The 20,826-nt window shown below is 67.5% G+C and carries 21 protein-coding genes; 3 read left to right on the top strand and 18 right to left on the bottom strand.

Annotated elements, in window-relative coordinates:
- Positions 1-75 precede the first annotated feature (75 nt).
- The 6 genes from C5E05_RS16360 to C5E05_RS16335 form a co-directional block, all read right to left on the bottom strand.
- Positions 76-921, bottom strand: a complete 846-nt coding sequence (locus C5E05_RS16360; protein WP_104342517.1) for an SseB family protein — start codon at positions 919-921, stop codon at positions 76-78.
- Positions 922-938: 17 nt separating this feature from the next.
- Positions 939-1,682 carry a bifunctional 1-(5-phosphoribosyl)-5-((5-phosphoribosylamino)methylideneamino)imidazole-4-carboxamide isomerase/phosphoribosylanthranilate isomerase PriA gene (gene priA, locus C5E05_RS16355; RefSeq protein ID WP_104298968.1) on the bottom strand — a complete coding sequence of 248 codons (744 nt, stop codon included), beginning with the start codon at positions 1,680-1,682 and terminating at the stop codon, positions 939-941.
- A 121-nt stretch (positions 1,683-1,803) separates the two neighbouring features.
- The gene (gene hisH, locus C5E05_RS16350; RefSeq protein ID WP_104298967.1) at positions 1,804-2,457 is read right to left on the bottom strand and encodes an imidazole glycerol phosphate synthase subunit HisH; all 654 of its coding nucleotides are present in this window, start codon (positions 2,455-2,457) and stop codon (positions 1,804-1,806) included.
- Positions 2,454-3,062 carry an imidazoleglycerol-phosphate dehydratase HisB gene (gene hisB / locus C5E05_RS16345; protein ID WP_104342516.1) on the bottom strand — a complete coding sequence of 203 codons (609 nt, stop codon included), beginning with the start codon at positions 3,060-3,062 and terminating at the stop codon, positions 2,454-2,456. The genes hisH and hisB overlap by 4 nt, the downstream gene beginning before the upstream one ends.
- Before the next feature lie 9 nt (positions 3,063-3,071).
- Entirely contained in the window at positions 3,072-4,160 is a 1,089-nt protein-coding gene (locus C5E05_RS16340; RefSeq protein WP_104342515.1) for a histidinol-phosphate transaminase, read from the bottom strand.
- A 45-nt stretch (positions 4,161-4,205) separates the two neighbouring features.
- Complete coding sequence (locus C5E05_RS16335) at positions 4,206-4,523, bottom strand: LysM peptidoglycan-binding domain-containing protein (protein WP_104240878.1); 318 nt, start codon at positions 4,521-4,523, stop codon at positions 4,206-4,208.
- A 225-nt stretch (positions 4,524-4,748) separates the two neighbouring features.
- On the opposite strand from C5E05_RS16335, the gene lexA reads away from it, so the two are divergent.
- A complete protein-coding gene (lexA, locus tag C5E05_RS16330; protein ID WP_104240877.1) occupies positions 4,749-5,402 on the top strand; it encodes a transcriptional repressor LexA in 654 nt (217 codons plus the stop codon).
- Positions 5,403-5,515: 113 nt separating this feature from the next.
- On the opposite strand, the gene hflX is transcribed toward lexA, so the two are convergent.
- Entirely contained in the window at positions 5,516-7,042 is a 1,527-nt protein-coding gene (gene hflX, locus C5E05_RS16325; RefSeq protein WP_104240876.1) for a GTPase HflX, read from the bottom strand.
- 36 nt (positions 7,043-7,078) lie between these two features.
- Between hflX and C5E05_RS16320 the strand changes: the two genes are divergently transcribed.
- Positions 7,079-7,690 (top strand): class I SAM-dependent methyltransferase, encoded by a 612-nt coding sequence (locus C5E05_RS16320; protein ID WP_104240875.1) that lies wholly within the window; start codon positions 7,079-7,081, stop codon positions 7,688-7,690.
- On the opposite strand, the gene dapF is transcribed toward C5E05_RS16320, so the two are convergent.
- From dapF to miaB, 3 genes are read right to left on the bottom strand one after another with little or no spacing between them, the layout of a single operon-like run.
- On the bottom strand, positions 7,659-8,570 hold the full coding sequence (gene dapF, locus C5E05_RS16315; RefSeq protein WP_104298962.1) for a diaminopimelate epimerase: 912 nt from the start codon (positions 8,568-8,570) through the stop codon (positions 7,659-7,661). The two genes, C5E05_RS16320 and dapF, sit on opposite strands and share 32 nt — an antisense overlap.
- 55 nt (positions 8,571-8,625) lie before the next feature.
- The gene (gene miaA / locus C5E05_RS16310) at positions 8,626-9,537 is read right to left on the bottom strand and encodes a tRNA (adenosine(37)-N6)-dimethylallyltransferase MiaA (RefSeq protein WP_258063801.1); all 912 of its coding nucleotides are present in this window, start codon (positions 9,535-9,537) and stop codon (positions 8,626-8,628) included.
- Between the two features lie 2 nt (positions 9,538-9,539).
- Positions 9,540-11,063, bottom strand: a complete 1,524-nt coding sequence (gene miaB, locus C5E05_RS16305; protein ID WP_104342514.1) for a tRNA (N6-isopentenyl adenosine(37)-C2)-methylthiotransferase MiaB — start codon at positions 11,061-11,063, stop codon at positions 9,540-9,542.
- A 67-nt stretch (positions 11,064-11,130) separates the two neighbouring features.
- Here miaB and C5E05_RS16300 point away from each other — a divergent pair, with 67 nt between their 5' ends.
- The gene (locus C5E05_RS16300; protein ID WP_146081154.1) at positions 11,131-12,072 is read left to right on the top strand and encodes a hypothetical protein; all 942 of its coding nucleotides are present in this window, start codon (positions 11,131-11,133) and stop codon (positions 12,070-12,072) included.
- On the opposite strand, the gene C5E05_RS16295 is transcribed toward C5E05_RS16300, so the two are convergent.
- From C5E05_RS16295 to C5E05_RS16260, 8 genes are all read right to left on the bottom strand, one after another.
- Positions 12,034-12,654, bottom strand: coding sequence for a regulatory protein RecX (locus C5E05_RS16295; RefSeq protein WP_181059691.1), 621 nt, complete (start codon positions 12,652-12,654; stop codon positions 12,034-12,036). The two genes, C5E05_RS16300 and C5E05_RS16295, sit on opposite strands and share 39 nt — an antisense overlap.
- A gap of 218 nt (positions 12,655-12,872) precedes the next feature.
- Positions 12,873-13,952, bottom strand: coding sequence for a recombinase RecA (gene recA / locus C5E05_RS16290; RefSeq protein WP_104240869.1), 1,080 nt, complete (start codon positions 13,950-13,952; stop codon positions 12,873-12,875).
- Between the two features lie 258 nt (positions 13,953-14,210).
- On the bottom strand, positions 14,211-14,441 hold the full coding sequence (locus C5E05_RS16285; protein WP_104240868.1) for a DUF3046 domain-containing protein: 231 nt from the start codon (positions 14,439-14,441) through the stop codon (positions 14,211-14,213).
- Between the two features lie 72 nt (positions 14,442-14,513).
- Complete coding sequence (locus C5E05_RS16280) at positions 14,514-14,825, bottom strand: helix-turn-helix domain-containing protein (protein WP_104240867.1); 312 nt, start codon at positions 14,823-14,825, stop codon at positions 14,514-14,516.
- A 169-nt stretch (positions 14,826-14,994) separates the two neighbouring features.
- Positions 14,995-15,534 (bottom strand): CinA family protein, encoded by a 540-nt coding sequence (locus tag C5E05_RS16275; RefSeq protein WP_104240866.1) that lies wholly within the window; start codon positions 15,532-15,534, stop codon positions 14,995-14,997.
- Positions 15,531-16,163 (bottom strand): CDP-diacylglycerol--glycerol-3-phosphate 3-phosphatidyltransferase, encoded by a 633-nt coding sequence (pgsA, locus tag C5E05_RS16270; protein WP_104240865.1) that lies wholly within the window; start codon positions 16,161-16,163, stop codon positions 15,531-15,533. The genes C5E05_RS16275 and pgsA overlap by 4 nt, the downstream gene beginning before the upstream one ends.
- Positions 16,164-16,177: 14 nt before the next feature.
- On the bottom strand, positions 16,178-19,033 hold the full coding sequence (locus C5E05_RS16265) for a DNA translocase FtsK (protein ID WP_104306362.1): 2,856 nt from the start codon (positions 19,031-19,033) through the stop codon (positions 16,178-16,180).
- 85 nt (positions 19,034-19,118) lie between these two features.
- Complete coding sequence (locus C5E05_RS16260) at positions 19,119-20,792, bottom strand: ribonuclease J (protein WP_104240863.1); 1,674 nt, start codon at positions 20,790-20,792, stop codon at positions 19,119-19,121.
- Between the last annotated feature and the right edge of the window lie 34 nt (positions 20,793-20,826).

The raw sequence follows: 20,826 nt of genomic DNA, 5'->3' as shown, positions 1-20,826 counted from the left end.
AATAAGAGTATCTAATTACTTCTGCTCGAGCGTACAGGCAAGCCTTCCCCGAGTTGCCGCGCCTGGTCAATCCCCTCAGCGCCTCCACCACAAGCGCTTAGAATCTCGCTGCCGCTTCTCCGCGTCGCTCGAAGCAGCAGTGCTGGCCCGCGCGAACGAGATGCCGAGCGAGTCGACCTCTGTGCGGAACGCCTCGCTCCCCTGCAGCAGCTCGCTGGCTCGGCGGGACAGATCCGCGAGCTCCTCGCGGCCAGCGTCACCACCGACGTGGAGCACCACACGCAGCTCGGGCCCAGCCAGGCGAGCCTCCGGATCGCCGGGCACGAGATCCATGCCAAGCACCTCGTCGAGCTCTGCCATCACCCTCGACAGCTCAGCCGTGACAACCGGGTTCACCCACGGGGCCGCCCAGCCCTGCTCCTGCGCGATCGCCCACACGGCCGGACGGCGGACGACGAACTCCGTCTCGCTCGTCGGATCAACCACGATGAGGTCGCTGCCCTCGGCAGCCGCCGAGATGGCCGCCCGCTGCATGAGCGCAGGCACCGGCCGAGCCTTGGGATTCCAGACCCTCATCGCCTCCGCCGAGGTGAACACGGGCAGGACGGTGCGACCGTCTGGGCCGGCGACCGTCACGATGGAGAGATCAGCGCTCTTGTCGACGGTCACACCCTGCGTGTTGACATCGGCTTCGCCCAGCTTCGCCACGAGCGGGATCAGCACGCGAGCCTGACGCAATGCGTCGACCACCGCGTCGGGACCCACCTCCCGAGCCCGGAAGCGCCGGATCGCCGCGACGAACTGCGCCGGCGCCGTGCCGTCGTCGTCGCGGAACGGGTTGTCGCCGAAGCTCCGCCCAGACCAGCTCTGGCCAGCAGAGTCGGCCTTGCTGGGCTGGAAATGCTCTGGCAGCGACGGCATGGGTCAAACCTCTCGAGTCAGGATGCGACGTCGAGCGCTTCGACGAGCGTGAAGGCCCCCGAGTAGAGCGCCTTGCCGATGATCGCGCCCTCGAGGCCCTGCGGCACGAGGCCACGCAGCGCCGCGATGTCGTCGAGACTCGAAACGCCGCCAGAGGCGACGACGGGACGGTCGGTCCGGTCGAGGATGTCGCTGAGGAGCTGGAGGTTCGGGCCCTGGAGGGTGCCGTCCTTCGTCACGTCGGTCACGACGTAACGTGCGCAACCGGCCTCCTCGAGCCGTTCGAGTACCGACCAGAGGTCACCAGCATCGCGCGTCCAGCCGCGAGCCGCGAGCGTGGTGCCACGCACGTCGAGGCCGACGGCGATGAGCTCGCCGTAGCGAGCGATGACGTTCGCCGCCCACTCCGGATTCTCGAGCGCGGCGGTGCCGAGGTTGATGCGGCGCGCACCGGCGTCCACCGCACGCTCGAGGGACTCGTCGTCACGGATCCCGCCGGACAGCTCCACATTGACGTGCTTGGCCGCCCGGATGACGCGCTTGATGACACTGCGGTTCTCCCCGCGCCCGAAGGCCGCGTCGAGGTCCACGAGGTGGATCCACTCCGCACCCTGCTCGATCCAGTCCTCCGCCGCATCCACAGGATCGCCGTAGTTCGTGGCGGAGTCGGCCTCGCCCTGAACCAGACGAACCGCCTTGCCGCCGGCGAGGTCGATTGCGGGGAAGAGCACGAGCTCCGGTGACGTGTTGAATTCGCTCACGCGCGTAGGTTCCTTGTTCTCGTTCTGAGGCGCCGGGGCATCGACGCCGAAAGGGGATGCCCTGGCAGTCCGGGCAATAGCGTATCGGCAGGCGGCGGTGCAGCGCGCCGATGCAGCAGCACTAGGCGCGCTTCGGCAGCGTCTCGATCCAGTTCCGAAGCAGGCGCACGCCAGCCTCGCCGGACTTCTCCGGGTGGAACTGCGTCGCCGACAACGGGCCGTTCTCGACTGCCGCGATGAAGCGCTCGCCGTGCTCGGCATGGGTCACGAGCACCGGGCGGGCCTTCGGATGCGGGTCGAGCGGGAGCTCATGCGCCGCGTACGAGTGTACGAAGTAGAAGCGCTCGCGAGCAATGCCGGCGAAGAGCTTCGAGTCGGCCGGGGGGTCGACGAGGTTCCATCCCATGTGCGGAAGGACCTCTGCCCGCAGTTCGGTCACCTCGCCCGGCCATTCGCCCAGACCTTCGGCTCGCCTGCCACCCTCGATGCCGCCGTCGAAGAAGATCTGCATGCCGACGCAGATGCCGAGCACGGGGCGCCCCCCTGCAAGGCGCCGGCCGACGATCTCCCCGATGCGCTGACGATTGATGGCCTCCATGACGTGAGCGAAGCTCCCGACACCTGGCACGACGTAGCCGTCGGCGTCGGCGGCGGCAGCGCGGTCGGCCGTCAGCTCGACCTCAGCACCAGCCGCTTCGAGCGCCTTCACGGCGGAGTGAACGTTGCCCGAGCCGTAGTCAGCGACGACCACCCGCGGACGTGCGACTGAAGTCACAGCGCGCCCTTGGTCGAAGGAATGCCCACGACCTCCGGGTCGAGTCGCTTGGCCGCGCGGAACGCACGGGCGAACGCCTTGAACTCCGCTTCGGCGATGTGGTGCGGGTCGCGCCCGCGGATGACCTCGACGTGCACCGTCAGACCGGCGTGGAACGTGATCGCCTCGAAGACGTGACGCACCATCGCGCCCGTGAAGTGCCCGCCGATGAGGTGGTAGATGAAGGCCTCCGGCTCCCCGGTGTGCACGAGGAACGGACGCCCCGAGATGTCGACGACGGCTTCGGCGAGCGACTCATCGAGCGGCACCCTCGCATCGCCGTAGCGCGCGATGCCCGACTTGTCGCCGAGGGCCTGGCGGATCGCCTGACCGAGCACGATCGCCGTGTCCTCGACCGTGTGGTGCACGTCGATCTCCGTGTCACCCGTCGCACGGATCGTGAGATCGGTCAGCGAGTGCTTCGCAAAGGCGTTCAGCATGTGGTCATAGAACGGAACCGACGTCTGGATGTCGGCGATGCCGGTCCCGTCGAGGTTCAGGCTCAGCTCGATCGAGGACTCGCTCGTCGCGCGTGAGACGGTCGCGGTGCGTGGCGTCGTGGTCATCGCTCCAGCCTAGGCCTTCCCTGCATCGGTGATCTCGGCGAGTGCGGCCAGGAACGCGCTCGTCTCCGCGCGCGTCCCGGCGGTCACCCGAAGCGCGTTCGGGATGCCGACATCCCGCACCAGGATGTCGCGGTCGAGGAGCTGCTGGAACGTATCCGCGGGATCCGCGACGTCGCCGAACAGCACGAAGTTCGCGCCAGACTCCCACGGCCTGTAGCCAAGACGGGGCAGCTCCACCAGCAGGCGGTCGCGCTGCTCGCGGATGGCGTCGACCTGCTGGAGCATGATCTCCGAGCACTCGAGCGCTGCGGTCGCGGCGGCCTGGGTGATCGCGGAGAGGTGGTACGGCAGCCGAACGAGTCGGACGGCGTCGACGACGGCCTCGTGAGCCGCGAAGTACCCGACGCGGGCGCCAGCGAAGGCGAACGCCTTGCTCATGGTCCTCGAGACCACGAGCCGCTCGCGACCCGGGAGAAGGGAGAGCGCGGTCTCCCGACCATCAGGGAGGAACTCGGCGTAGGCCTCATCGACGATCAGGATGCCGTCGGTCGCGTCGTACGCAGCCGCGATCACGTCGAGATCGGTGACGGTGCCCGTGGGGTTGTTCGGCGTGCAGATGATGGTGATGTCGGGGCGCTCTCGACGAAGTGCCTCCGCGACGAGGTCCGCGGTCAGCGCGAAGCCGTCAGCGCGTGACACCGGAATCCATTCGGACCCAACCCCTCTGGCGAGAAGGGGGTACATCGAGTAGCTGGGTGTGAAGCTGAGCACGCTGCGCCCGGGGCCACCGAAGACCTGCAGCAGCTGCTGCATGATCTCGTTCGAGCCGTTGGCGGCCCACACCTGCTCGGGACCGATGCCCCGGCCCAGGTAGACGCTCAGCTGCTCGCGCAACTTCGTGAACTCGCGGTCCGGGTAGCGATTGAGTCCGGGGAGCTCGCGGGCGATCGCCTCGATGATTCGCCTGGCCACGACCTCCGGCACGGGGTGCGGATTCTCGTTGACGTTGATGGCAACGCGCACCGGCTGCTGCGGCGCTCCGTAGGGGGTGAGTCCGCGGAGGTCGTCACGGATGGGCAGGTCTTCGAACGAGGTCACCGCACAAGCCTACGACGCGGTCTGCGCCTGGAATGGGCTGTGGACTCAGTCGAGTGGGAGGGCGAGGCGCTGCCCGGCCTGAACCGTGCCGTTCTCAAGAGCGTTGAGCTTGGAGATCTCGACGATGACGTCGCGGATATCGGAATCGCCCGCGACCTCCTCGGCGATGCCCCAGAGCGTGTCGCCAGCGCCGACGGTGACGTACTCGAACTCGACGCCTGCGGCGTCGCTCGAGGCCGCCGCGGAGTTCATGTGCGTGGCCCCGAGGGCGATGGCTGCGGCGACGGGCAGCGCAGCGATGGCGAGCAGGACACGACGGCCTCGGACGGTGAGGCGGAGTGGTGCAACGGCAGTGGTGTTCATGATTCCTCCTGATTCGTCCACATCTTCGAGTGGTCGAATGTATGTACTGAATATAGCTACGAACAAAGTGCCAAGTCAAGGCTTCCAGTTCGAATCTCTCGAACTTTCATCCACAACACTCGAAGAAATGTTTCGTACCTGCGTGCACCCTCGGTAGGGTTGGCGCTATCAGGCAGTGCATCACCTGCCACCGACATTCCGTGTCGGAGAGCGGACGGAGACGACATGGCCAAGAAGCCAGCGAGCGACATCTACAGAAAACTGACCGAGAAGCAGGAGCGCATCCTGACCTGCATCATGGAGTCGGTGCGCACGCGCGGGTACCCGCCGAGCATGCGCGAGATCGGCGACGAAGTCGGCCTCGTCTCCCTGTCGAGCGTCACCCACCAGCTCGGCCAGCTGGAGAAGTTCGGCTACATCAAGCGCAATCCGGGCATGCCCCGCGCCCTCGAGGTGCTGGTGCACTTCGACCACACCGACGATGGCGATTCCAACGAGACGGCTGAGGCCGCGTTCGTCCCGGTGGTCGGCAGGATCGCAGCCGGCATCCCGATCACGGCGGAGCAGCAGGTCGAAGACGTCTTCGCGCTCCCCCGTCAGATCGTCGGCAAGGGAGAGCTCTTCCTGCTCCGTGTCGTTGGCGAGTCGATGATCGATGCTGCCATCTGCGACGGCGACTGGGTCGTCGTGCGGTCACAGCGCAACGCGGAGAACGGCGACATCGTCGCCGCGATGCTCGACGGAGAAGCCACGGTCAAGACCTTCCGCAAGCGTGACGGCCACATCTGGCTGCTCCCCCGCAACAGCGACTTCGAGCCCATCCTCGGCGATGAGTCCGAGATCCTCGGCAAGGTCGTCGCTGTCCTCCGCTCCATCTGAGAGCAGCCGGAAGCACCGGCGCCTGCACACGTCAGCAGATGCAGAAGAGCGGCGAGCCCGATGGGCTCGCCGCTCTTCTGCATGCCTCCCTCAGGAGGACTGAGGCGTGTGCGTCAGCCTGCGACCGCGAACGCCTCGAACAGTCCGAGCTGGTCGGGGTGGACCCGGGCCTTGAGCCGCGTGCCGCTCTCCACGTGCTCGAGCTCGAGCACGGCACCTCGCTCGTGCAGGTAGGAGACGAGATCGCCGCGCTCGAAGGGCACAAGGACCTCGATGGTCACCTCGGGGGTTGGCAGGAGCTCGGCGATGCGCCCGAGCAGCAGGTCGATGCCCTCACCCGTGTGCGCGGAGACGAAGAGGCCGTCGGGGGCGAGCCCCTGGAGCTCGAGGCGTCGATCGCTATCGACCAGGTCGGCCTTCGTGAAGACCACGATCTCGGGAACATCGTGGGCTTCGACCTCTCCGATGACGTCTCGCACCGTGGCGAGCTGCGCGGCGGGATCCGGGTGGGAGGCATCGACGGCATGCACGATGACATCGGCAGCCTGCAGCTCCTCGAGCGTCGAGCGGAAGGCTTCGACCAGCTGGTGGGGCAGGTTGCGCACGAAGCCGACCGTGTCGGCAATCGTGTAGGGGCGACCGTCTTCCGTCGCCGCCTTGCGCACCGTCGCGTCGAGGGTCGCGAAGAGAACGTTCTCGACCAGGACGCCCGCATGCGTGATGCGGTTGAGGAGGCTCGACTTACCGGCGTTCGTGTACCCCACGATCGCGACGGCCGGAACCTGGTTGCGCTGTCGGGTCGCGCGCTTCACGTCACGCGAATCCTTCATGTCGGCGATCTGGTGGCGAAGCTTGGCCATCTTCGTGCGGATGCGCCGACGGTCGAGCTCGATCTTGGTCTCTCCAGGGCCTCGTGACCCCATGCCGGCACCGCCGGAGCCGACCTGGCCACCGGCCTGCCGGGACATCGACTCGCCCCATCCGCGAAGGCGCGGGAGCATGTACTCCATCTGCGCCAGCTCGACCTGCGCCTTGCCCTCGCGGCTCTTGGCGTGCTGGGAGAAGATGTCGAGGATCACCGCGGTGCGGTCGATGACCTTCACCTTGATCTCGTCTTCGAGCGCGCGACGCTGGCTGGGCGCGAGCTCGGTGTCGGCGACCACCGTGTCGGCTTCGAGCGCCGCGACGATCTCCTTGAGCTCAGCGACCTTGCCTCGGCCGAGGTACGTGGCGGGGTCGGGGTTCGGCCGACGCTGCAGCACGCCGTCGAGGACGACGGCTCCCGCAGTTTCGGCGAGCGCGGCCAGCTCCTGCATCGAGTTCTCGGCCTCCTCGAGGGAGTTCCTGCGGTAGACGCCGACGAGCACGACCCGCTCGAGGCGCACCTTGCGGTACTCGACCTCGGTGACGTCCTCGAGTTCCGTTCGCAGGCTCTCGACTCGTCGCAGCGACTGCCTGGCTTCTCGTTCGAGCTGGTCGCCGTCGGCCTCGCCGTCATAGCTCGTGCTGGCGCCGTCCTGCAGCGCCTGCGCTCTGCCGGAGGAGAACAGGGTCATCGTGGCGCCCGGTTCCTTCGCGGCTCGGAGGATTCGGTCGATCGCGTCGTTGCTCTCGCCTGGAGGAGTCTCAGAATCTCGCATATTCGTACTATTCTACGCCGGTGCTAGCGTCTAGGGGTGACCGCTCAGCATTACTTCTCAGCAACCCCGGACGGGCCTCTCGAGCGGCGACGCGTCGTCGCCAACCTCCGGGGCCGAACGGTGACCGTCATCACGGCAGGCGGTACCTTCAGCCCTGAGCACGTGGACCGCGGCACCCAGGCGCTCCTGCACGCAGCACCCCCGCCGCCCTCGACCGGAACCGCGCTGGACCTCGGGTGCGGCTGGGGACCGATCGCACTCGCACTCGCACTCGAGTCGCCCGAACTGGACGTGCGGGCCGTCGACGTCAACGAACGGGCGCTGCTGCTCACCGGTGAGAACGCGCAGGCCCTCGGACTCGACAACATCACGCCGACACGCCCCGAGGATGTCCCCGAGGACACGACCTTCGACCTCATCTGGTCGAACCCGCCCATCCGAATCGGCAAAGAGGCCCTGCACGAGCTGCTCTCCGCGTGGCTGCCGCGCCTCAGCGCCGAGGGAGAAGCCTGGCTCGTCGTCGCCAAGAAGCTCGGCGGCGACTCACTGCAGTCCTGGATCGCGGCGCAGTTCGGACCAGAGCTGTCCGTCGAGCGGCACTCGACGGACGCGGGCTTCAGAGTGCTGCGGGTGAGGCGAGTTCGCTAGCGAGCTCGTCCTCGATACTGCCAGTGAAGGCGATCTCGGCCGGCCCCGCCAGGAAGACATGCTCGACGCCGTCGACAGCTCCGACCGTCACCTGCAGCACGCCACCCGGCACACCGACCGACCAGGCATCCGGCGCGCCAGCGCCCGCCCAGTAGCGAACCGCCAGTGCTGACGCGACGGCCCCGGTGCCGCAGGAGAGGGTCTCGCCGACGCCCCGCTCGTGCACGCGCATCCGGATGTGCCCGACGCCGTCCTGCACGAGCTGGTCGTGCGGGACGACGAACTCGACGTTGGCTCCCAGCTCAGGGGCTGGATCGATGAGCGGTGCATGGAAGAGCTCGAGCCGCTCGAGCTCTTCCTCGCTCGAGAGCGCGACGACGACGTGAGGGTTTCCGACATCGATCCCGAGCCCCGGGCGTGAGACGCCGATGTGCGGGACGGTGACGAGCGGCTCGCCACCTTCGAGGCGCCACGGCCCCATGTCGACCTTGAAGCCCGTGCCGTCTCGCTCGACGACCCGCAGACCGGCACGCGTGCCGATCTCCAGCCGCTCACCCGCCTCAAGGGTCACCAGCCCTGTTTCCGTGAGGAAGCGCGCGAACGCGCGCACCCCGTTGCCGCACATCTCCGCGATCGATCCGTCGCCGTTGCGGTAGTCCATGAACCATTCAGCCAGGGGGTGGGCTGCCTGCAGCTCGCGCCCTTCAGCGAGGTTCTGCGAGCGAACCGCTCGGATGAGACCGTCTGCGCCGACACCGAAATTGCGATCGCACAGCCGCGCCACGCGCTGAGGCCCGAGGTCCAGCTCCCCGTCCGGGTCGGAGACGAGGACGAAGTCGTTGCCGGTGGCCTGCGCCTTGGTGAACGCGAGTTGTGTCATGGGGCCAATGCTACGGAACTCTCGATCCCCGTGTGCGCCGTGCGTGGTCTCCCGGTCAGAGTCCGGCGGCCTGGAGGATGCGCTGCGCCGCGAACCCCTCCCCGCTCTGGGCGCGGACCGCGCTCTCGTAGCGTCGGAACCAGGAGACCTGGCGTCTGGCGTACTTCCGGGTCAAGAGCTGCGCCTCCGCGATCGCCTCGGCACGGCTCATCTCGCCCCGAAGCTCCGCGAGTGCCTGCTGGTACCCGATCGCGCGCTTGGCGGTGCCGCCCTGCTCCAGCCCGGCCTCGGCAAGCGCCTGCGTCTCCTCCAGCAGCCCCGACTCCCACATGCGCTCGACGCGGGCGCCGAGCCTGGGGGTGAGCACCTCCCGGTGCTCTTCGACGACGGCGAACGTCACGTCCCGCCATCTGGCTTCCTGGTCAGGCAGCTGAGCGCTGAACGGCTCCCCCGTGACCTCGATCACCTCGAGCGCCCTCACGAGGCGCCGTCCGTTGCGCGCGTCGATTGTGGCCGCGGCCTGGGGGTCGAGTGCACGGAGCCGCGCGAAGAGCGGACCGGGACCCTCGAGCTGCAGCTCCGCCTCGAGTTCGGCTCGCACGGCGGGGTCGGTCCCTGGAAAGCGCAGATCGAAGCAGACGGCCGCGATGTAGAGCCCAGAGCCCCCAACGAGGATGGGCACATCTCCCTCGGCCTCGATCTCCTCGATCAGCCCTCGAGCCCGCTCTTGATACCAGGCGACACTCGCGTCTTCCGTGACATCGAGCACGTCGAGCAGGTGATGCGGCACCCCCTCACGGTCTTCGGGGGCGAGCTTGGCGGTTCCGACATCCATGCCCCGATAGAGCTGCATGGCGTCGGCGTTGATGACCTGAGCTCCGCGCCCGGAGGCGCGCAGGCGGGCGGCGATGTCCAGCGACAGCTGCGACTTCCCCGTGCCGGTTGCTCCCCCGATGGCGATGAACACGCTCAGCCGCGCCGGATCGTCGGGAGTCCGAGCGAGACGCGAGCAGGTGCCCCGGCCGGCGCGGGGACTGCGCAGCTCTCGGCAAGCGAGCGGTCCCAGGCGTCCCCCGCTCTCGTGCGACGGACGTCGAGGCGGCTCGATGTGGCATCTGCGACGAGGTGGAACGATGCCGCTCCCGTGATCTCAGCGGTGACGACATCACCGGGTCGTGGACGTTCTGCGCCGTCTGGGAGCGAGAAGTGCACAAGCCGGTTGTCCTCCGAGCGTCCCGACATGCGGTGTGTCTCGTCGTCCTTCTTGCCTTCTGCTGCGCTGACCAGGATGCGCTGGACGCTGTCGATCAGCTTCTCGTTCTCTTCCCGGCTGATGCGATCCTGCAGCTTCATGAGTCGCTCGTAGCGCTCCTGCACGACTGCCTTCGGCACCTGATCGGGCATCGTCGCGGCCGGTGTTCCTGGCCGGATGGAGTACTGGAAGGTGAATGCGCTCGCGAATCTGGACGCCTCGACGACACGCATCGTCTCTGCGAAGTCTTCCTCGGTCTCGCCGGGGAAGCCGACGATGATGTCCGTCGTTATCGCGGCGTGAGGCATCTGCTCGCGGACGCTGTCGAGGATGCCGAGGAACTTGGCGCTTCGATAGGAGCGCCTCATGGCCTTCAAGATGCGGTCGGAGCCCGATTGCAGCGGCATGTGCAGCTGGGGCATCACGTTGGGTGTCTCGGCCATGGCGTCGATGACGTCCTGCGTGAAGGCCGCCGGGTGCGGGCTGGTGAAGCGCACCCGCTCGAGCCCATCGATGCTGCCAGCGGCACGCAGGAGCTTGCTGAACGCCTGCCGGTCGCCGAACTCGACTCCGTACGAGTTGACGTTCTGCCCGAGGAGGGTGACTTCGATGGCGCCATCGTCGACGAGCGCCTGGATCTCGTTCAGGACATCGCCTGGCCTGCGGTCCTTCTCCTTGCCCCGCAGAGATGGGACGATGCAGAACGTGCAGGTGTTGTTGCAGCCGACGGAGATCGAGACCCACCCCGAGTAGGTCGAGTCACGCTTCGTCGGAAGTGTGGAGGGGAACACGTCGAGGGACTCGAGGATCTCGAGCTGTGCTTCCTCGTTGTGCCGGGCTCGCTCGAGGAGACTCGGGAGCGCACCCATGTTGTGCGTGCCGAACACGACGTCGACCCATGGGGCCTTCTCGAGGATCGTCCCGCGGTCCTTCTGCGCGAGGCATCCGCCGACGGCGATCTGCATGCCCTCGTGCTCGCGCTTGATCGCGGCGAGCTGGCCGAGGTTGCCGTAGAGCCGGTTGTCGGCGTTCTCTCGAACCGCACAGGTGTTGATGACGACGATGTCCGGGTCGGCTCCGTCGGCTTCGACGTAGCCTGCCGCACGAAGGGATCCGGACATGCGCTCGGAGTCGTGCACGTTCATCTGGCAGCCCAGAGTGCGCACCTCGTAGCTCCGCGGAGTACCGTCCGGCTTGAGTGCTGCCGGGGATGATGCGATGGGTGTGGCTGTCTCGCTCATGATCCGTCAATTCTACGTTCGCTTCACGCCTGGCCATTCCCACCGCTACGCTGACGGGATGCGAGCCATGACCTCAGATGACGGCGTCACGCCAGCAACTTCTCTTGCTCTTCAGCGAGGTCTGCTGCAGACCGATGCCGGCCCAGTGGAGGCTCATGGTGCGCGGGTCGCTGCGATCTCGGCCCCGAGCGGGGCTCTGTACGTAGGTCCCGCTGGCGGTGAGAACGGTGTCGATGGCCTGGTCCTCCGGACGAGCGGCGGCCCGCTGGCTGCGACGACGACGGTGGTGTCGGATGCGTCTGGGGCCTCGCGAGTGGAAGCGCTCACGGTCTCGACGAACGACGAGCCCGAGCGCTGGCGCGATGCGCCCCGCGAGGAGGCGTACTGGCATTCGCTGCCTGGCGAGCTGCAGGGCGAGATACCGGTGGTCGAGCCCCGTCACGGTCTGCTGATCGTGTGCGACGCGGGGCTGCGCGACCAGTACCGGCAGAGTGATTTCGCGTGGGATCGCTGGATCGACGAGGTCGTGGCCCCCGCCGCAGCCGCGAGCTCGGAAGCGGCGGTTGCTGTGGCGTTCGCTGGTCGAAGTGAGGTGCTCCTGGCCCTGTCGTCCGTCTCGTTTCCGTCGGGTGCCGCGGTTTTCGCCGGGTTCGATGCTGGCCTGCAGATCGCTGCAGTGCATCTTGCGCCGGTTGCCGAGCATGAGCAGGAGGCTGCGATCGTTCTGGTGCGGCGAGCGCGCGCCTCGTTGCGTGACGGAGACCCGGCAGGGGCGACGGCTCAGGCTATGGCGGCGATCTCTGCGCTCGAAGCGGAACGTGATCTGCGCGCCGCTGGCCGAGTCGGATTCGTGCTCGCAGAGGCGCATGACCGTGCCGGTGCCCCGGCTGCCGCCCGCCGAGCCCTCGAGGAGGCGCTTGTCCGCCTCGAGGTGACGCGCGACGCCGAGGGCCAGCGAGTGGCGCTGGCGCTACTCGACGGGCGTGGCGCCGAAGAACACGCCGGCTGAACCGCTCGAAGACCTGCCTGACCTCGGTCCGCCCTGCACGACTTCGCGTGCCGCGTTGAAGGCAACACCAGCGGAATAGCCGCGTCGTGACAGGAAACCGGCGATGCGCCGGATCGCGACGTCGGGCTCCAGGCCCTTGACACGTCGAAGCCGGTCGGCGGCGAGGTCGCGAGCCCGTTCGAGCTCGTCGTCACGGTCGACTTCGGCGAGGGCCTCCGTCATGGCCTCAGCCGAGATGAAGCGCTCTCGGAGCGCGCGCTCGACTCCCTGGATGCCGGAGTGCTTCTTGTCTCGCGCCTTGTGAACAAGCAGCTCGGCGAGCCGCAGGTCGTCGAGGTAGCCGAGTTCCGTGCACCGTTCGATGACCTGTTCGATCTCGTCGTCGTCGAGGCGAAGGGACTCTTCGAACTCGGCGGCTTCCTCGGTGCCGTCCTCCGGAGCATGCGCACCCTTGGGATCTTCACCACGCCAAGCCCGGAGGAGGCGTCGCGCCTCCTCCGTGGACCGGTCGCTGCGAGCAAGGGCCCGCACGAGCGTCTCCTGCGCCTCCGCGGTGAGCCGCTCTCGAGCTTCCGAGTCCATCCCAGCGGGCACGACGGCCGTGAAAGCCTGTGTATCGCCTTGCCCGCCAGGGATGGAAACGAGTCTTGGAGCGCTCTCCGCTGCGGTGTGAACGCCCGACGCCGGGGCCTCAGGCGCCGAGGGGCGTGTTTCAGCCGGAGCTTCAGCGGCAGCGGGGCCGCGTTTGCGCCCCTCCGGTGACGCCCCGAAGAGGGGCGTCACCGGAGCGAGGTCGTCGGTCATGCGCCGCGCCGCTGAGCGACCTTCGCGTCGGCGACGGGCGCCAGTGGTGCCTCGACTGCCTCGGCAGGAGCCTCGGCAGACTGCCCGACGCCGAGCTTCGCCAGGATCTTGCGTTCGATCTCCTCAGCGATCTCGGGGTGCTGGATGAGGAAGTTGCGGGCGTTCTCCTTGCCCTGGCCGAGCTGGTCACCCTCGTAGGTGTACCAAGCGCCGGACTTGCGCACCAGGCCGTGCTCGACACCGAAGTCGATGAGCGAGCCCTCGCGAGAGATTCCGACGCCGTAGAGGATGTCGAACTCCGCCTGCTTGAAGGGCGGCGCCATCTTGTTCTTGACGACCTTGACTCGCGTGCGGTTTCCGACGGCTTCCGTGCCGTCCTTGAGGGTCTCGATACGACGGATATCGAGGCGGACGGAGGCGTAGAACTTCAGCGCCTTGCCACCGGCGGTCGTCTCGGGGCTGCCGAAGAAGACACCGATCTTCTCGCGCAGCTGGTTGATGAAGATGGCTGTGGTCTTGGTCTGGCTGAGACCACCCGTCAGCTTGCGGAGCGCCTGGGACATGAGGCGTGCCTGCAGGCCGACGTGGCTGTCGCCCATCTCGCCCTCGATCTCGGCCTTCGGCACGAGTGCTGCGACGGAGTCGATGACGACCAGGTCGACCGAGCCCGAGCGGATCAGCATGTCGGTGATCTCGAGCGCCTGCTCTCCGGTGTCTGGCTGAGCGACGAGGAGGGCGTCGATGTCGACACCGAGCTTCTTCGCGTACTCGGGGTCGAGGGCGTGCTCGGCGTCGATGAACGCCGCGATGCCGCCCGCTCGCTGGGCGTTCGCGATGGCGTGCAGCGTGAGGGTCGTCTTACCCGAGGACTCGGGACCGTAGATCTCGACGATACGTCCGCGAGGGAGTCCGCCGATGCCGAGGGCGACGTCGAGCGCGACGGAGCCGGTCGGGATGGTCTCAACGGGTGCGCGCTCGTCGCTTCCGAGGCGCATGACCGACCCCTTGCCGAACTGGCGGTCGATCTGAGCGAGTGCGGCGTCAAGCGCCTTTTCGCGGTCTGCTGGGTTTGGCATGGTGGTGATCCTCTCGGGATGTGGCGGTCGCCTCTCGGCTGTCGCGCGCTGATGGAGAGCGCTGACGACAAGGCGGATCGGGTTCCTTGGCTACTCGAGTTTCACGGTAGAGGCGACCACCGACATTCGGTGATCGAGACCCTGCAACTGTGGACAAGTCTCCGAGGAGTCCGACAGGAACACCCTACGCGCTTAGAACACGACTTCGAACATTCCGCAGGCGTGTCGGATCCGACACGGAGTCGCGCGGGCCGGAGATCAGCCTCGACGGTCGGGATCTATCGTGCCGACTCCGTGGCGCCTACCCTCGGGAACACCGGTGTCGATGCAGAGCGCGAGCCAGATCGCACGCGGCTCGACGCCATCGTCGAGGGCCTGCTTCGCGGTGCGATCGCCGAGGGCCCCCAACACGAGGTCTCTCATCAGCGAGCGCCCGTAGGCCTCGCCGAACTCATCGACCACGGCCCTGTCGAACTCGCTCTTGCGCATCCCCCAAGCGTACGCCGACGGCGCCGCAGCAGATGCTGCGACGCCGTTGGACGTACCTTCGAAGCCGTCCCGCTAACGAGTGACGAGCGGCTTGCGCATGCCGAGCAGCAGGTCGTCCGGAACCGTGTCCGGGATGCTCGTCTCAAAGCGCTCATGAACGGCCAGACGGTCGCCCACTTCGCGGTAGATGGTTGAGAGGGGGGTCTCGAGGGCTTCGGCCACCGAAGCGAGGATCTCGCTCGAGGCTTCCTTCTGCCCGCGCTCGACCTCACTCAGGTACCCGAGTGCAACCGAGGCGCGACCCGCGACCTGCCGGAGCGTGTGCCCCTTGCGCAGGCGCACATCGCGCAGGACTTCACCGATCTCTTGACGCGCTAGGACCATAGCGGGGTCCTCCTTACTGCCGTGTGCCAAGAACTGTAACTTACGAGACTTCGTGGAGACTTCGTCACGCTGAGAACAACCAAGCAAACCCCGATGGTATTCCTGAAAGAAAGCCGAATGTTGAGGCGATCCGACTCAACCTTCGTGTGGCTCCGACCACGATACCTCGTCAGTGTTCCACGAGCATTTCGAGCACGTTGTGAACAGCCGCCTCGACCGTCGCCCCACGCACGCGCTGCCGACTGCCCTCGGGGTCGTCGAGTCGAACGAGCGAGGAGAAGTCCAGGTCGATCACCCGATCGCCGAAGAGCGAGGAGATGCCCACGAAGACGATGCCGGGCGCTCGCCCGGCCTGCGCCTGCGGACCGGCGACCCCCGTCGTCGACAGCCCGATGTCGAGGCGATCGGCGCGACCCGCTGCGAGCGCTGTCCGAGCGCCGAGCGCCATCGCCGCAGCGACGTCAGGATCGACCGGGCCCCGCTCCGCGAGCAGGTCCTCGTCGACTCCGAGCAGCGAGTGCTTGAGCTCTGTGCGATAGGCGACGATTCCGCCCGCCAGCGACGCCGAGATCCCAGGGATCTTCACGAGTTCGGCGACGAGCGCCCCGCCGGTCAGGGACTCCGCGACGCCGATGCTGAGGCCGGCCTCGAGGAGGACACGCCCCAACTCGACCGTCTGTGGGAGTGCTGGTGTGATTCCGCCGGTCATCGCAGGGTGCTCCCATCATCGGCCCGCAGTTCGGGCGCCTTCTTCTTCTGTGGCCGGTAGGCCTCCCACAGGTAGTCGAGACCAGACCACACCGTGAGGATGAACGCCGCGGACATTAGGATCCCGTTGACCCAGTGCACCCAATCCCCGAACACGACCCAGAGCGGGAGCAGGGCGAGCGAGATGGCGATGGCCTGGACCAGGGTCTTGAGCTTCCCGCCGCGTCCGGCCGGGAGCACGCGCTTCTTGGCGACGGCGAGACGCCAGAAGGTGATGCCGAGCTCGCGGACGAGGATGATGATCGTCACCCACCACGGCAGCTCTCCGAGCACCGACAGCATGACGAGTGCCGTGCCGGTGAGCGCCTTGTCTGCGATGGGGTCGAGCAGCTTGCCGAGGTCCGTGATGAGGTTCCTGCTGCGCGCGATGTGCCCGTCAAGGCTGTCGGTGGCGATCGCGACGATGAAGAGCACCGCGGCCGCCCAGCGCCAAGGGCCGTCGCTCGATTCGTCGAGGAGGAGGAACCAGACGAAGACCGGCACGAGCAGGATGCGCGCGATGGTGATGAGGTTCGGCACGCACCAGTTGCTCACCGGTCCATCGCCCCCGCGGAGTATTCGGCCGGTCATCGTTGTGCCTCTCGCTAGTCGCGCCCTGTCAGACTCCAGGCGTCGTCGTCGCCGCTTTCGGCTTCGACTTCTTCCAGCCCATCGTATTGGGCCGCGACGGCGTCGAACGACGCGGCCATGCCATCCTGCTCGGCCATCGACGCCGCATTGGATGCCGGAGCACCTGCCGCCGGGTCCTGGCCGCGGATGCGCGCGAGCACGCCGGGGAGCTCCTCGGCGGTGACGAGGACGTCTCGCGCCTTGGACCCCTCTGAGGGACCGACGATCTCTCGGGATTCCATGAGGTCCATGAGCCTGCCGGCCTTCGCGAATCCGACGCGCAGCTTGCGCTGCAGCATCGAGGTCGAGCCGAACTGCGAGTTCACGACCAGCTCGGCTGCCGCGAGCAGGAGCTCGAGATCGTCGCCGATGTCGGCATCGATCTCCTTCTTCTCCACGACCTGCGCGACGTCGGCTCGATACTCGGGCTGCGCCTGGCGCTTGACGTGCGCCACGATCTCCATGATCTCTTTGTCGTTGACCCAGGCACCCTGCACGCGGGCAGCCTTGTTGGCTCCCGATGGGAGGAAGAGGGCGTCGCCCTGGCCGATGAGCGACTCGGCGCCGACCTGGTCGAGGATGACGCGCGAGTCGGTGGAGCTGGTCACCGCGAACGCGAGGCGGCTCGGCACGTTGGCCTTGATGAGACCGGTGACGACATCGACGCTCGGGCGCTGCGTCGCGAGTACGAGGTGGATTCCGGCGGCACGCGCGAGCTGGGTGATGCGGACGATCGAGTCCTCGACGTCGCGCGGGGCAACCATCATGAGTTCGGCGAGCTCGTCGACCACGACAAGCAGGTAAGGGTACGGCTTGAGCTTCCGCTTCGAACCCTCAGGGAGGACGATGCCGCCCGAGCGGATGGCCGCGTTGAAGTCGTCGACGTGGCGGTAGCCGAAGCTCTCGAGGTCGTCGTAGCGCATCTCCATCTCCTTCACGACCCACTGCAGCGCTTCCGCCGCCTTCTTGGGGTTCGTGATGATGGGGGTGATGAGGTGCGGGACGCCGCTGTACGGCGTGAGCTCGACGCGCTTCGGGTCGACGAGGACCATTCGCACCTCGGCAGGGGTCGCGCGCATGAGCAGCGACACGATCATGGAGTTGACGAAGCTCGACTTTCCGGCCCCCGTGGCACCCGCCACGAGGAGGTGCGGCATCTTGGCGAGGTTCGCGAGCACGAAGCCGCCCTCGACGTCCTTGCCGACGCCGATCGTCATGGGGTGGCGCGCTGCGATCGATTCCGGGGACTGCAGGACGTCTCCGAGCGAGACCACCTCGCGGTCGGAGTTCGGGATCTCCACGCCGATGGCGCTCTTTCCGGGAATCGGCGAGAGGATGCGGACCTGATTGCTCTTGACCGCGTAGGCGATGTTGTTGGAGAGCTGAGTGACGCGCTCGACCTTGACGCCGGGGGCCACCTCGACCTCGTAGCGCGTGACGGTCGGGCCGCGCGAGAAGCCCGTGACCTTCGCGTCGACCTTGAACTGCGCGAACGTCGAGTTGAGCGCCTCGACGATGAGGTCATTGGCTTCGGTGCGCGCGAGTGCCGGCGCACCGCGCGAGAGCATCGACTGCACCGGGAGGCTGTATGCCTGGCCCGGGGCGCCCGCGTCGCGGGAATCCCACTGCTCGGCTCCGTCTTCCGCCGAGGCCGAAGGCTCTGCCGTCGCGGCTGTCGGCGCCGGTGTGGCCGGCGCCGCGGCTGCGGGTGGCCCGAAGAGATCGGCGAACTCGTCCGGATCGGTCGGCGTCGAGTCGTCCTGGATCCCTGTGGCCGAGAAGAGCGTGGGCTCGGCGACGTCGATGACATCGGTGGCGTCGTCCATCCGCACTCCGGAGAGGACCGCGGTCGGCTGCGGTCCGGTCACCGCGTTGTCCGGGTCCTCGGAGGTGAGACCGCGCAGAACGGTCGTCGTCGCCTCCGGATCGATGCGGTGGTGCTCGTGCTTCTTGGTGTCGGCGACGGCGGTGTCGTACGGCTGCTCCTCGTAGTCGACGTCCTCTTCGCGGCCGGAGTCGTTGCGTCGCCACCACGGGAGGCGGTCCGACTCCGACGAGCGTCCGCGGTCTTCTCCGCCGAGCAGGCTCTCGTCGTCGCCGGACGCCGCCTTGCCGGCCTTCGCCGAGCGGGCGTGGGCTGCGGACTCCTCGTCGATGCCGAACATCCAGGCCCACAGCTCGCGAAGCCTGACGACGACCTTGTGCGGCGGGGTCTTCGTGATGATGAAGACGGAGAGCAGGATGAGGAGACCCGCGACGATGGCCGCACCGATGGGGGTGATGACAACACCGAGAGTGCCGCCGAGGAGCCAGCCGAGGACTCCGCCGCCCAGGGCGAGCGCTGGCATGCCGTTGACGGGGTCGGGGCTGTCCGCGAGCACGTGGCAGATCGCGGAGCTCGAGACGATCCCGAGGAAGAGGCCGACGCCGATGCGCCCGTTGTCGCTCACGGAGGAGGGATGCCGGAAGAGCCAGAGCGCGAAGAACGCGAGCACGACGGGCAGCGCATAGGAGACGCGGCCGAAGAACCCGCCGAACGTGTAGTCGTTCAGAGCCGTGGCGACGCCGTTCCCGGGGAAGAACCAGACGACCACGCCGCCGATGACCGCGAGCAGGAGGAGCAGGAACGGGAATCCGTCGCGCCGCTGGTCCTTCTCGAGCGTCTCGGGCCCGAGCGCCCGAGCGGTCTGGCCGGCGACGTTCGCGGCGGCCATCCAGGCGCGGGTCGCGATGCCCGGCTTCTCGGTCTCCGCCGGCGCCTTCGCGGCTGCCGCGCTCGCCCGCTTCTTGGGCGCGGGGGTTCGCTTGGTGTTGGACGGAGTTGTGGCCATGGTGCCCAAGGTACCCGCGGCCACCGACAGGATCGAGGATGACGCCCCGAGAGCCGCCGAGATCGGCGACTCCCGGGGCCTGAGGTCAGGCCTCGATGACCACCGGGATGATCATCGGGTGACGGCGGTGCTTCGTGTTGACCCAGCGGCCGATCGTGCGTCGCACGACCTGCGAGAGCTGGTAGGAGTTCGAGTTGCCCGCCTCGACGGCTTCCTTGAGCGCCTTCTGGATGCCCGGGATGATGTCGTCGAAGACGGCCTCGTCCGGCGCGAACCCGCGCGCGTGGATCTCCGGGCCGACGAGGATGTTGCCGGTGGCCGCCTCGACGACGGTGAAGATGGAGATGAACCCCTCTTCAGCGAGGATGCGGCGGTCCTTGAGATCGGCGTCGGTGATGGTGCCGACCGTGGATCCGTCGACGTAGATGAAGCCGATGTCGAGCTGCGCGACCTGGCGCGCGATGCCGTCCCGCATATCGATGACGGCGCCGTTCTCGACGACCAGCACGTTCTCGTCCGCGATGCCGGACTTCTTCGCGATCTCGGCGTTGGCGACGAGGTGTCGGATCTCGCCGTGCACGGGCATGACCTGACGCGGCTGCAGGATGTTGTAGCAGTAGAGCAGCTCGCCTGCCGCCGCGTGACCGGACACGTGCACGTTCGCGTTCGCCTTGTGCACCACGTTCGCGCCGAGCTTGATGAGTGCGTTGATGACGCGGAACACCGAGTTCTCGTTGCCCGGGATGAGGCTCGAGGCGAGGATGACGGTGTCGTCCTCCCCCACCTCGATGGCGTGCGTCTTGGACGCGATGCGGCTGAGGACGGCCATGGGCTCGCCCTGCGACCCCGTCGACATGAAGACGATCTGGTCGTCGGGCAGATTGAGCGCCTTCTTGTGGTCGATGAGCACGCCCTGCGGCACGTTGAGGTAGCCGAGCTCGGACGCGATGCCCATGTTGCGCACCATGGAGCGGCCCATGAGCGCGACGCGACGACCGTTGGCCGCGGCGGCGTCGATGACCTGCTGCACGCGGTGCACGTGGCTCGAGAAGCTCGCGACGACGACCTTGCCCTTGGTCCGCGAGATGACGTCCTCGATGACCGGGCCGATGTTGCGCTCGGTCGGCGTGAAGCCCGGGACCTCGGCGTTGGTGGAGTCGGCCATGAAGAGGTCGATTCCCTCCTCGCCGAGGCGAGCGAAGGCGCGGAGGTCCGTGAGGCGACCGTCGAGCGGCAGCTGGTCCATCTTGAAGTCGCCCGTGTGGAGCACCGTGCCGGCGTCCGTCGTGATGTGCACGGCGAGCGCATCCGGGATGGAGTGGTTGACGGCCACGAACTCGAGCGTGAAGGGCCCCATCTCCTCGATCTGCCCTTCGGCGACCGTGAGCGTGTACGGCTTGATGCGGTGCTCCTTGAGCTTCGCCTCGACGAGGGCGAGCGTCAGCGTGGAGCCGATCAGCGGGATGTCCGGCTTGAGGCGGAGGATGTACGGCACCGCTCCGATGTGGTCCTCGTGTCCGTGCGTCAGCACGATGCCGACGACGTCGTCCAGACGAGCGCGGATCGAGTCGAAGTCGGGCAGGATCAGGTCCACGCCGGGCTGCGTCTCTTCTGGGAAGAGCACGCCGCAGTCGACGATGAGGATCTTGCCGTCGATCTCGAACGTCGCCATGTTGCGGCCGACCTCGCCCAGTCCGCCGAGCGGGATGATCCGCATCGAGCCTGGTGCGAGCTTGGGAAGGTGTTCGGTCTTTGTCATATGAGCCTTCAGGAAGTCAGCGTTGCCGCTGGTG

The sequence above is a fragment of the Pseudoclavibacter sp. AY1H1 genome, assembly GCF_002931055.1.
Taxonomy (GTDB): domain Bacteria; phylum Actinomycetota; class Actinomycetes; order Actinomycetales; family Microbacteriaceae; genus Pseudoclavibacter.
The sequence above is the reverse complement of the archived record's forward strand: the minus strand, read 5'-3'. Positions and strand labels throughout refer to the sequence as shown.